The 11,871-nt window shown below is 46.0% G+C and carries 11 protein-coding genes and 4 tRNA genes; all 15 read right to left on the bottom strand.

Translation table 11 applies throughout. The features are described 5' to 3' along the window. Positions 1-122 (bottom strand): GTP-binding protein (locus tag U9Q77_03305; GenBank protein MEA3286388.1); only part of this gene is annotated, 122 nt, incomplete at its 3' end. 55 nt (positions 123-177) lie between these two features. Next, positions 178-250: transfer RNA gene (locus U9Q77_03300), tRNA-Thr, on the bottom strand. A gap of 50 nt (positions 251-300) precedes the next feature. After that, a tRNA-Gly gene (locus U9Q77_03295) sits at positions 301-371 on the bottom strand. Between the two features lie 54 nt (positions 372-425). After that, a tRNA-Tyr gene (locus U9Q77_03290) sits at positions 426-508 on the bottom strand. Between the two features lie 65 nt (positions 509-573). Beyond that, positions 574-646, bottom strand: a tRNA-Thr gene (locus U9Q77_03285). A 196-nt stretch (positions 647-842) separates the two neighbouring features. Beyond that, a complete protein-coding gene (gene cysS, locus U9Q77_03280) occupies positions 843-2,270 on the bottom strand; it encodes a cysteine--tRNA ligase (GenBank protein MEA3286387.1) in 1,428 nt (475 codons plus the stop codon). 9 nt (positions 2,271-2,279) lie between these two features. Further along, the gene (locus tag U9Q77_03275; protein MEA3286386.1) at positions 2,280-3,185 is read right to left on the bottom strand and encodes a D-alanine--D-alanine ligase; all 906 of its coding nucleotides are present in this window, start codon (positions 3,183-3,185) and stop codon (positions 2,280-2,282) included. A 29-nt stretch (positions 3,186-3,214) separates the two neighbouring features. Beyond that, entirely contained in the window at positions 3,215-5,005 is a 1,791-nt protein-coding gene (locus tag U9Q77_03270) for a permease (GenBank protein ID MEA3286385.1), read from the bottom strand. Beyond that, complete coding sequence (gene lgt / locus U9Q77_03265; protein MEA3286384.1) at positions 5,002-5,862, bottom strand: prolipoprotein diacylglyceryl transferase; 861 nt, start codon at positions 5,860-5,862, stop codon at positions 5,002-5,004. The genes U9Q77_03270 and lgt overlap by 4 nt, the downstream gene beginning before the upstream one ends. Before the next feature lie 84 nt (positions 5,863-5,946). Next, positions 5,947-6,417, bottom strand: a complete 471-nt coding sequence (locus tag U9Q77_03260; protein ID MEA3286383.1) for an RES domain-containing protein — start codon at positions 6,415-6,417, stop codon at positions 5,947-5,949. Beyond that, positions 6,414-6,893, bottom strand: coding sequence for an antitoxin Xre-like helix-turn-helix domain-containing protein (locus tag U9Q77_03255; GenBank protein ID MEA3286382.1), 480 nt, complete (start codon positions 6,891-6,893; stop codon positions 6,414-6,416). Before U9Q77_03255 ends, U9Q77_03260 begins: the two co-directional genes overlap by 4 nt. 133 nt (positions 6,894-7,026) lie before the next feature. Next, positions 7,027-7,617 (bottom strand): hypothetical protein, encoded by a 591-nt coding sequence (locus tag U9Q77_03250; protein ID MEA3286381.1) that lies wholly within the window; start codon positions 7,615-7,617, stop codon positions 7,027-7,029. 1 nt (position 7,618) lies between these two features. Next, positions 7,619-9,043, bottom strand: a complete 1,425-nt coding sequence (locus U9Q77_03245; protein ID MEA3286380.1) for a thiolase domain-containing protein — start codon at positions 9,041-9,043, stop codon at positions 7,619-7,621. Between the two features lie 235 nt (positions 9,044-9,278). Further along, a complete protein-coding gene (locus U9Q77_03240; GenBank protein ID MEA3286379.1) occupies positions 9,279-10,553 on the bottom strand; it encodes a BamA/TamA family outer membrane protein in 1,275 nt (424 codons plus the stop codon). Positions 10,554-10,577: 24 nt separating this feature from the next. Beyond that, complete coding sequence (locus tag U9Q77_03235) at positions 10,578-11,789, bottom strand: redoxin domain-containing protein (protein MEA3286378.1); 1,212 nt, start codon at positions 11,787-11,789, stop codon at positions 10,578-10,580. Positions 11,790-11,871 lie beyond the last annotated feature (82 nt).

Genomic DNA, 11,871 nt, shown 5'->3' with positions numbered 1-11,871 from the left:
AAGCCCTTAGCTGCCAACACCTGAGTGATTGCTGCTGTTAATGTGGTTTTACCATGATCAACGTGACCGATCGTTCCGACGTTCACGTGTGGTTTGGTACGTTCAAATTTTTGTTTTGCCATTTTTTTAACTCCTCCGTATCGCTTACCTGTTTTCAAAGTTATATGGGGATACTTGGGCTCGAGAGCGGATTTGAACCGCTGACCCCCTCCTTACCAAGGAGGTGCTCTACCAACTGAGCTACCCGAGCAATTGACATAAAAAAAGCCCTGGTCTTTAGGGCAATTTACTGTCAAGTCGAGCGGGTGATGAGGATCGAACTCACATAACCAGCTTGGAAGGCTGGTGTTCTACCATTGAACTACACCCACTGGGTTCAGACAGCAATATTTTTAAAATTGCCTCCCCATAGTTATAAAAAAGCGTGGGCCGAGATGGATTTGAACCACCGTACTCGTTTGAGAGCAGATTTACAGTCTGCCGCCTTTAACCACTCGGCCATCGACCCAAAAAATCAATGTCATGCCAAAGCTGCATTTGTGCAACTAGTTCTTGTCATGGCATTAGTGCTCGAGCCAAGGAAGGGACTCGAACCCCCGACCGGCGGTTTACAAAACCGCTGCTCTACCAACTGAGCTACCTTGGCCGTTTTATCGAAAAGCTCGAGAATATAGATGCTGATTCACTGGACGCAAGAAATATTGAGGAAGATAATTGGAACTTTATTTCGTGTATTCCCACGATTGAAATCCCAAGCTACCCCACCTGTATGTTGGCCCTGATTTCCATCGATTTCGGGGGGTTGTAGAGACACAATGCATTGCGTCTCTACGAATAAAAATTTATTTCATTTTCCATTCGGTGCCATCAGAAGTGTCGATCAATTCCACACCCATGCCAGCCAATTCATCCCGGATGGCATCACTTGTTGTAAAATCTTTATTGATCCGAGCCGTTTTTCGTTCCGTGATCTTAGCCTCAATGAACGCTACATCTATCTTTTGATCCAAACCACGGTTGCTGAGTTTGTCGAAGTGCTCCATATCTAGAATTCCCAAAACGTGATCAAATTTATCCATGAGCGTAAGGATGACCTGGGCACCCGCTGCGCTTAGATCGCCTTGATCCATGACCCGGTTCCCCCAGCGGACCAATTCGAAAATTGCCGCCAAACCTCCCGAGATATTCAGGTCATTATCCATCGATCTGGTAAACTGCTGCTCAGCAGCCACAACTTCCTCGGTCGCCAACTCTGTGCCCGCCCCTCCATAGTCAACCAACTTGCTCTTGAACTCCCGCAGTCGATTCACAGACTTCTGGGCTTCCTCAAGCCGTTTTACTGAGAAATTCAACTTTTGACGATAATGAGTGGTAGTCAGCATCCAACGGATAGCCTCGGCATGGTATCCCTGATCCAATAGATCTCTCAGGGTATAAAAGTTGTTCAAGGATTTGGACATCTTCCTGTTTTCCACCAGCAAATATTCTGAGTGCAACCAGTAGTTAACAAATTCTTGCCCTGTCGCACAGACACTCTGAGCGATCTCGTTCTCATGATGGGGGAAAATATTATCAACGCCACCACAATGGATATCAAAGTGATCCCCCAGCAATTCAGTGGACATGACTGAACATTCAATATGCCAGCCCGGACGACCCTTTCCCCAGGGTGATTCCCACTGAACCTCTCCATCCTCGGGTTTATAGCCTTTCCACAAGGCAAAATCCCGGGCACCCTCTTTTTCATAACTGTCATCCGTGACCCGTGACCCGCTAACCATTTCCTCAGGATTCAGATGAGCCAGTTTCCCATATTCACTGTATTTTGCAATATTGAAGTAAACGCTGCCGTCTTCCGTTTGGTAAGCGTAGCCCTTTTCTTCCAGACTCTTGACCATATCAATCATCTCAGATACAAACCGGGTAGCTTCCGGGTATTTATGGGCTGGCTGAATATTCAGGGTTTTCAGGTCAGCATGGAAAGCCGCCTTGAACTCGTCCGTTAGCTCGGTGAGCGAGATGCCTCTTTCACGACTACGCCGGATAGTATTATCATCCACATCTGTCAGATTCATGGCCTGGATCACATCATAACCCCGAAACTCCAGATATCGCCGTAGTAAATCTTCAAATACAAAAGTGCGATAGTTGCCAATATGGGCAAAATCATAGACCGTGGGTCCACAGGTGTACATCCTGACTTTGTTCTCATCGATAGCTGTGAATAATTCCTTTTTGCGACTGAGCGTGTTGTAAAACTGGATACTCATTTAATTGACCTATATATATTTTCTTAAACTTTGTTTGAGAATTTCATCAATAAGCTCTGGAAATGACAACTTGAAGGCTTTTGCCCCCATAGGAAGCAGCGAGGTTTCAGTCATTCCGGGGAGCGTGTTAATCTCCAGGCACCAGGGTTCACCAGCAGGGTCAAGACGGAAGTCGACCCGCCCATAAACCTGTACCCCGACTGCCTGCATAGCCTGCCTGGCAAGATATTGGATCTGTTTTGTCAATGCTTCATCCAATTTAGCGGGACACTCATAGCGACTCATTCCTTTGGTATATTTTGACTCATAATCATATAACTCATGGCCAGGGAATATCTCAACAATGGGATAAACCTGATTACCGACAACGCCAACCGTTAGCTCCCGACCAGGTATAAATGACTCGAATATTAATCGACTGAATACCCCAGAGTTTTTCCTGGCTTTGATCATATCCTCTGGATTTTTGCAGATTGACAGGCCGATGGTTGAACCCTCATTATCTGGTTTAATTACCAGGGGTAACTCAAGGCGAGTTACCGGTAAATCCTTATGTGGTTCGTGTAACAACAACTCCCAATCGGCTGTGGGGATACCGTGGGTTTGAAAAAGTCGCTTGGAGGAATCTTTTGAAAAGGCAAGCATGCTATCCACAGCCCCAGCTCCTGTGTATGGTATTTGATACGCATCGAGCATGGACTGAAGTAAGCCATCCTCCCCGGCTCGGCCATGAAATCCCAATAATACAATATCAAATGAATCGTTCCAGGCTTTGGTTACATCCAATTCTCGTTTCAATTCGACATGTTTAAACTCATAACCCAGCTCTTGCAAAGCTCGACTCATAGCAGTTGTAGATTTAAGCGAAACCTCTCGCTCATGTGAACTGCCTCCACCTGCTAATAATACTTTCATTACTATTTCCTGACAGCCAAAAGGTTACTTTAATCGTGAGAACAATTGCAATCCTCTTCCTCAGAAGACCCCAATCCTTCATATAAATTTCCCAACATGCCCCGTGGTCCAATCCTAAATAATGAACCTGCAAATAGAGCTAATAACATAGCACCAGCTAAATAGTTTATCCAGGAGTGATCATCCAAATGCTGTGCATCAACTGTCATATGGGCAGAATCTCCCATCAACAGGTTAACTGCTAGTCCCACAATTATGGTCAAGCCTATGATCACAACCGGGAAGATAATAGCTACTCTTCCACCATGTAGATTTTTCATTACCCCTAGGGTGGTAATGTTTGTGGCTGGCCCTGTGATTAGAAAAGCTAGAACGGCTCCGGCTGAAACTCCGTTCATCAACATAACTGCTGCAATAGGGGTTGCCCCAGTAGCGCAAACATAAAGCGGCATCCCGATGACTGCCATGATCAGGATATCTGTTCCGACCCCAAATGAACTCCAATCAATTTTTGAGAGAAAAGGATCAGTAATGGCAGCAATGATCAAGCCTATAAGCACCCAGGGTCCCAGATGGTCAATGAGGTCATGATTCAGGGTTGACCAGAACCGTTTCCAGGGGTTTGACGTTGATTTTATTGCCTTGGTCTCGATCATCGGTAATTCGGGTGATCGCTTAGCTGGAACCAGTAAATCCATGATATAACCTGTGAACCAGGCGATCAATACAGCTGCAACCAGACGCGCCAGGGTCATTTTCCACCCCAGCAAAGGAACTGAGATCATGAGAGCATCGATCCCCAATTCCGGAGTTGCCACCAGGAAGGCCATACCAGCACCAACGGAAACCCCCCGTCGGATCAAGCTATGATACAGTGGGACAACCCCACAGGAACAGATCGGCAGGGGTAAACCAAAGAGCATACCTTTGCCTACGCGAACTGCTCTATTATTAGAATGGAGCCAGGTAATTCCCGCTTCGGGTATAAAATTCTGGATACTGGCAGCTATGACAAATCCCAGTAATAGTGCAGGGGAACTTTTCAAGAATAATGAATAGGTCAACAGGGCGGTCGATCCAACGGAATGGTCATGGGGTAAACCACCTCCCAGCGGTAAAGCAAAGAGCAAAGCTGCTCCGACCAAAGCGCCAACTGCAGCTGGGAGTGGCTTTTGATTATTCACGTGCTCGTGTTCATGGCTGGATTGAGCATGATTCTGACCATGCAGATGTCGGTGAAAAAGGACATGCAGCAAAGAACCGGTTACCAGAGCTTGAAAATAGGTAATGAAAGTTGAATTGATCACACCCAACTCGGTACTGCCCAGATTGAAACCAGCTATGGTAGAAATGCTCATGAGCGCCAGAACACCCAGGATCACTTTAATAGTGGTAAATGGCTTCAAAGCCCACCAGATAAGCAGACCAACAGGTAAGCGATGTAGAATAACGGCGTAGGCCAAGGCCTGGCCAGCGCCGCGTTCCAGCGAAGCATTGGATAAAGCGACCCCGTCCAAGAGCGTATGAACCAGGATCCCGCTAAGAGCCAGAGCTAGCACACCCCCATGGGTTGCTCGCTCATAACTATGGAAAGCACGCTCAGCCAAATAGGGCAACAATGCCCCAATAACGACCATAAGCAAGGCCATGCCCCCGATCTCCATGACTGCTTCCGGTAACAGGTGAGTAACTGCGATCCCCCCGATGGAAACCAGGATAAACCCATCCAGAAAACGGTTGACACCTGGTTGTTGTTCGAAAAGTCTGGCTACAAATGGGCCGACCAGAAGGGCGAAAACAGAAATTACTAAAAGGGTCATTCGCCTGTGGTTTCTGCTGATCTATTTTGAGTATATCCCAGGTACCAGACCATACCAGCTGCCAGCATCATGGCGAAACAAAGCATTTGACCCATACTGAAATTTAAGAAAACAAATCCCAGATGAGCATCGGGTTGCCTGAAGTATTCAACGAAGAAGCGTACAAACCCGTATCCAAAAATATACAACCCTGAAATAAAGCCGGGAAAAGGCGACTTCTTGCGAAAGACCCAGACAAAGGCAAATACAACAAGACCTTCGAAAAATGCTTCATACAGTTGTGAAGGATGTCGCAACAGTCCGTCCCGGGCATGGGGAAAGTACATGCCGATCCAACTCTCGGTGATCCGGCCATATAATTCACCATTGATGAAATTTCCGATCCGACCAAAAGTGAACCCCAGCGGAATCCCCACCATGAGCAGATCTGTGAGCTCAAAATATTTCATTTTATGCTTACGGGCATATAGCCAGAGAGCGATCGCTACACCTGAAATACCCCCATGATATGACATGCCGGATATGCCGGTAAAGCGCCAGCTCCCATTGATTTTGGCAACTGGGGAAATGATCCTGATGGGATCCTGCATAAGATCAGCAAATCCATAAAAAAGAACATAACCCAACCGTCCCCCCAGAATAACGCCAATGATACCCCACATAATCGCATCCGCCACAAAATCTGCCGTATAGGGTAATTTTTCATCCTTGATGCGATACTTAGCCACCAGATAAGCCGTTGCAAAAGCAGCGATATACATCATTCCGTACCAGCGTAGCGGGAAATTACCAATACTAAAGATAACTGGATCCATCAGCGATGGCAGATGCTGCCACCATTCTACAAAACTATTCAACAGATCAACTCCTGATTCAAATATTTCATTGGCGCAAAAATAGGCAAAACCTTATCCATACCAAGGAAAAGCACGCTCACAACCTTATTCCCCGTTAAACAAACGCACATCCAGAGCAACTGGTTCCACAGCACCTGCGTGTAAAGCATTAAAGTCTGGATGGTGGGGGTTAACCAAATAATTATTTTCTTCGTTGACAATCACACTGGGCAGTTGCAAAACCAGCGATCGCTGCGACCTCAGCCATAGGTCACCAATTTCTTGCAGCTCAAATCCAGGAAAAGGGGCGGCCCACTTCTCTGGTAATTCAGCAGCTGAAACGCGGTAAACCTGTGCTTCTGAAATGGTTAGGGATATCTTAGAATAACTTGCCAGAACTTGCTTTCGTTCGGTGTGAACCAGTATTTCCAGAATGGCAAGTGACAGATGCTGGGCGCAATAGATCACCGGATAGCCAGGACTGGTCCAGCGCCCGCCATATAAACGAGCGCCTTCACCCGATAGTCCTAAATGAGCATAACGATTGTTAATGACCCTCCAGATCGACAAGGTCACAGGGGAATACCATGCTCCAGGCGACCGATAATTATTTCTACCTCTCGGGCGCCAAGCTCCGTACTGGCAAATTCAAGAGGTGATGAGCCTCCCAGTGCTTGAAGTGGCTTTGCAAACCATTCGCGGGCGATGATATAATTACCATCAAAGAGAGCGACAACGTGTGCAAATACCCGGGCTGCCCGCAAAAGGCGATCGGATTCATCGGGATGGAGCACCCCCTCCTTTTTGCGACGTTGCAAGGTACGCAATGGCAGTTGGAGTAAATTGAGTAACTCATCTTTGGGAAGCCCCAGGTTGACCGCAAAATGCTCAAACGCCTCAAAAGCTAACCCCTCTTGTAGAACACCTACTAAAGCAGGGGTCTCATAATCACGTAGCCCTACCAGGCTTACATACTTATTCCCCATGGATTCACTAACCCTGAGCTGCTCCCTGAAAACTTCCTGATCTTCTGTTGTCGGATAATCAACCATGTAACCTCCAAATAGCACCAATTACGCCATCTGACGTTAATATATGCGCCATTTGCCACTTTACTAGGATTTTTACAAAAAAAGAGACCACTTTGCAGCAGTCTCTTCTTATCATTTTTTGTGCAGTATTCAGTTAAAACTTGAACCCTTCCGGGAGCTCTGCTGCAGCAGTACCTTGAGGAACCCATGAAAGATCCATGATGGTGTACGTAGGATTCTTCGTCTGAAAGATGGGCACCACTTTCATACCTATCTTTGGCTCACCGATGGAGAGATAACCCATGAGGATCGTGGACACACCTTCAAACTCCACGTTTACAAAACGGATCGGCTTTTCAAGTGTATTGAATGCGCCTGTACGTTCCGTGATCATGAAGGTATGAACAGTAGCTCCCTTACGAGCCAATTCTGTGAGATCCACTTCCTCACAACGCATGAGGCAATCGGGACAATGGATCCGGTATGGAATATAGATGGATCCATGGGTTTCACATTTGGGATTGGCACACTTGGTGCCCAGTAATTTCTGCTTGCTCAGACCTTCGAAAAAAGGTGCTTCTCCCCCGTAGGTATGAATGTGGGTCATATCAGCAGGATTAGTAACCCCAACTAGTTTCCCACTCTCATCTCTGATAGGAGAATTTGGATAACCATAGTGGAAATTTCCACTGACACGATAGCGACCATTTTCGACCTTGACAGATCCTCTATTCTCAACACTCATCTTAGCCCTTCCTTTCCAACCGATGGTCCGGGTGCACCAGCACCGTTGCGGTAACGTGGGAACCCACACCGGCATGACTGATGGCCAGGGCTCGCTTGGCACCTTTTACCTGTAGATCAGTCCAATCATCGGGTTTGGTTCGATTAAAGCGTTTCCATTTGGCTTCATCACCGTGCATTTCAGCCCAGCGACCCCACAGATGTTGAGCGATCTCAACCACCTGCATGATCCCGGTTGCACCGACAGCATGCATATTGCCAATGAGTCCACCTGAGAGGTTTGCCGGCAATTTACCCGGTTTTCCTGTGAGAGGATTGGTATGATAGCACTCACCAGATTCCACATACTTGCGGCCTTCACCATAAGGTTTGATGCCAATATCTTCATAGGTTTGAATATCACTTATTGTAAAAGCATCGTGGAGCTCAACCAGATCCAGATCTTCCATGGGATCAACGATACCAGCCATACCATAAGCATAATAGGCGGCCATGCGAGCGGCCAGAAAACCAGTAAAACCAGGATAACGATCACCACCTGGAAAACGTTTCCCCAGATCCTTGTATTGATCGGCAGTTTCATTGGGCAGTAATGGAATATCCATATCCCGACGATCAGCCACTCTCAGAGTATGGGTACCGGCGGATGAATAGATCAACAGCGGATTGTCAGTTAACTCGTAGGCAGTCTTCTTGTCCGCCAGGATCACACAGGATGCTCCCACACTCATCAAACAACAATCCAAAGCCCGCAGAGGGTTCGCTACGATGGGCGAATTGAGAACATCTTCCACGGTGATCTTCATGGGGCTCTGGGCATGGGGATTCATCCGGGCGTAGCCCTTGTTCTTCACGGCAATCTCAGCCAATGTCCTTCTGAATGAGTCTTCCTGCTTACCAAAAACCTGCCAGTATTTCTGAGCCATTACCGCGTAGTAACCAGTATAGATGTGCCCCATGGGGGTTTCCCAATCCTTATCCGCGGCAGAAGCAATCAGATGATTTCCTTCATCAGTAGGCACTTCATCCATGCGCTCCCAACCCATGGCCAGGGCAGTATCTGAATAGCCTGAGGCAACGGCTTTATAAGCTTCCCAGATTGTGGAACCACCGGTGGCACCCCCTGTTTTGACTCCAATATTTCCCAGAGGATCCAATCCCAGACGATCATGAATAACAGACTCACCCAGTAATTGATCACCAAAATGGTCAGCAAAATGACCATAGTAGCAGCTATGAATATATTTTTTCAACTCTTCAGGAGTTTTGTTGATAAATTCGGCAGCTTCTATAAATGAATCAATAACCAGCTCTTCTGTCCGCTTTTCCGGGATAGCTCTGTCAAACTTTGACATCCCTCCGGTTACCAGATAAACATCTTTGCTCATCTGGGGAATTTTAAGCTGCTGTTTACTAAACTTGATCATGCTTTTCTCCCATATTTAGGTTTTGCGAAAGATTTCCGACCAAAGTTATACTCCGACCGATTTCCCATGCATTGGACTATTTATGAATGTTCAAAAAAAATATTTGATAGCGATTGTAAAGTAATAAACACAAACGGAATCCAAAATGGAATCGGCATGTGACAAACTTATTATGAATTAAAAAGGCGCAGTTTTTACACTACGCCTTTAAAATCTGATTCAGGTTTTGAGTCGTTTAGTACAAATACCCCAAACCAATGTATAAACCGGATGTTCCATCTTGAGGTTCGGAGGCATAACCCTGATCGACTGCAATAATGAAGTTCTCGTTGAGTACAATTCTGAGTCCGCCACCAAAAGCAACATGCAAACCCTCATCGGCAGCCATGGGCAGCGTCTGTCCATCAACCTCATAAGGTGTGATCACTTGACCAAAATCTCCAAAACCATTCAAGGCGAGATACAGATTCTGTCCACCAACAACGGTCCTGAAAAACTTCCAACGTACTTCCATATTTGCCATGACAATAGCATTGCCAACAATACGATTTTTAAGAATACCACGGAGTGATTTAGAACCTCCCAACCCTTCCGTGACCTTGTAGCTGCTCTGGTAATAAGGCAGCATGAAGAAGGGTATGTCTCCAAAATTCTGCTGATAGCCCAAACGATAAGCAAAAGAAAGATCATTCTCCATGAGGGTGAAATACTGACGATGCGTAGCAGTTAAAGTTGAAAAATCAAAATCGCTTCCCAAAAAACCAGGATAAGTTGTGAACAAAGCTTCAGTCCAGATACCACTCATGGGATTAGGCTCATTATCACGCGTATCATAAACCAGACCCAACTTGATATAGGGAGTGAGTCCGCCATCTGCTTCCTCAACACCAATATACCCTGCAGTAACATATTCATCGTACAAAGCGGGAACATCAGGCAATTTATCAGCATCTTCCTGATCTTCATTCAGCACATCGATATCAACAGGAGCGACCTCTGAACTGATATAGCCAAATCCAGCAATGGCTCGTAGGTTTTCGCTCAAAACACTTTTCTGGAAATCGGCAGTCAACCGCAAAGTGTTTCTTTCATGACGGTAATACATACGCGTTTTGTAATTGCTTGAATCACCCACTTCAAAACCAGGGATATAGTTCGCTTCATAGCCATTAAAACCATAGAAAGGCAGAGCCTGTTCTGTTAGATAACCTGCATAAGCTGTAATGCGTATATCGTGAGGTAAAAGATATTTTGAGTCGAAGAAGAGTTCATTGGCACCACTCCCCTTGGTAGTACGGGTCCAGGTTGGTTTGATGGTATAATCATAGTCCGGTGAATGCGACCCATCACCATAATTGTAGGCTTCAAACACAATTCCATAAAGAAAACCAGTATCTGAGTTATAAGCGACAGCCGGTACGCCACCGAAGCCCCAGCCAGTCTTGGCTTCCTGACCAAAAGTAAAAGCCACACTCAAAATAAGTAACACCAATAATATTTTACGACTCATTCTACGCTCCTCACACCTGTTCTGTTAACTATCCAACAAACTTTCCAAACGCCAGCTCATCTCCCTGACAAAGTCTTTGTCCGGATCAAAGCCCACGATCTTGTAACGGATTTTTCCTGATGGCCCTATTATAAACAAACTTGGGATGCCTTCCACCCCAAATTTTGTAGCACTTTCACCGGCATAGGCCACGGGAAAGGTAAATCCCAATTCCTGAATAAAGGGTTTGACCTTATCCAGCTCACGATCAGTTGATGCTGCAATAAACGCAACTCTGGAATTGTCTTTATGGAGATCATAAAATGCCTGAAATTCAGGTAGCTCCCGGCGACAAGGGCTACACCAGGTCGCCCAGAAGTCTACAAATAATACCTTACCCAGCATGCTGGAATTGGTGTATGAACCACCTGAAAAATCAGTGAAATCAAATTCCGGAGCATCATTGAAGAAGGCTTCTCCAAGCACCTCTTCCTTGCGACTTTCCAGTAGGCTCTCCTGGAGATCATTAAAAAATGCCGTAACATCCTGCCCTGGATTGAGCGTTGCATATACTTCCTTGACCTTATTAATGATCATCACCTGGTTGGGAGAATGTCTCAGGGCAGTGATGAAATCCTCCAGGGCTCCCTGAAGATCACCTCTGGACTCAAGTATCAGTCCCCGCCGGAGTAAGGTTTCGGGTTGTTCAAAATATTCCAACGCTGTATTGTATGCTTCCAGGGCTTTATCCAGCTCATCCATCCCCTCAAAAACACTGGCCTGGGTATCATAGATCATGGCTCCCAGCTCATTTCTCCACTGCAAACCCACTTCATGCTTCTTAAACTTATTGATGGTAAATTCCATCACACCGGGAGCTTTCTTAAAAAGCAGCATTTGATCTGCCATGATCCAGGCCAGCCTGTTTCCAAAAGCGATCTGATCAGTTAATTCCAAAGCACCGTTTTCAGGATATTGCTTCAAATATTCAAAAAGAATATCAAATCGTTTTTCATCCTGTTCCATGAGTGAACGCTCGGCGGCCTGCACCATGATCATTCCGGCAGCATACTCTTCAGGATAGTTCATACTCATTTCCAGAGCAAACTCCATCCAGGGTTCGTAATCCATTTCCGTGGCCATTGTATCAACCAGCATTTTATATCTTTCAGTCGATATCTCAGCTTCCTTCTCACAAAAGCTCAAACTGAGTGCGACTGCGATCATCACAGTTAACATCAAGATCTTTTTCATCATTCCCTCTTTTCTATCCTTAACCTTCATTTTCTACCAATCTTCACCTATCGGCTACGCCAGGCAAGTTTTTCTATTCTCTATT

Source organism: Candidatus Neomarinimicrobiota bacterium (assembly GCA_034716895.1).
In the GTDB taxonomy this organism is placed as follows: Bacteria; Fidelibacterota; UBA8477; order UBA8477; family JABMPR01; genus JABMPR01.
The sequence above is the reverse complement of the archived record's forward strand: the minus strand, read 5'-3'. Positions and strand labels throughout refer to the sequence as shown.

What these genes read in the sequence shown, in the direction of transcription:
- cysS (MEA3286387.1), bottom strand. Translation starts at nt 2,270, where the DNA reads ATGAGTATCCAGTTTTACAACACGCTCAGTCGCAAAAAGGAATTATTC.
- U9Q77_03275 (MEA3286386.1), bottom strand. Translation starts at nt 3,185, where the DNA reads ATGAAAGTATTATTAGCAGGTGGAGGCAGTTCACATGAGCGAGAGGTT.
- U9Q77_03270 (MEA3286385.1), bottom strand. Translation starts at nt 5,005, where the DNA reads ATGACCCTTTTAGTAATTTCTGTTTTCGCCCTTCTGGTCGGCCCATTT.
- U9Q77_03255 (MEA3286382.1), bottom strand. Translation starts at nt 6,893, where the DNA reads ATGGTTGATTATCCGACAACAGAAGATCAGGAAGTTTTCAGGGAGCAG.
- U9Q77_03250 (MEA3286381.1), bottom strand. Translation starts at nt 7,617, where the DNA reads ATGAGTGTTGAGAATAGAGGATCTGTCAAGGTCGAAAATGGTCGCTAT.
- U9Q77_03245 (MEA3286380.1), bottom strand. Translation starts at nt 9,043, where the DNA reads ATGATCAAGTTTAGTAAACAGCAGCTTAAAATTCCCCAGATGAGCAAA.
- U9Q77_03240 (MEA3286379.1), bottom strand. Translation starts at nt 10,553, where the DNA reads ATGAGTCGTAAAATATTATTGGTGTTACTTATTTTGAGTGTGGCTTTT.
- U9Q77_03235 (MEA3286378.1), bottom strand. Translation starts at nt 11,789, where the DNA reads ATGATGAAAAAGATCTTGATGTTAACTGTGATGATCGCAGTCGCACTC.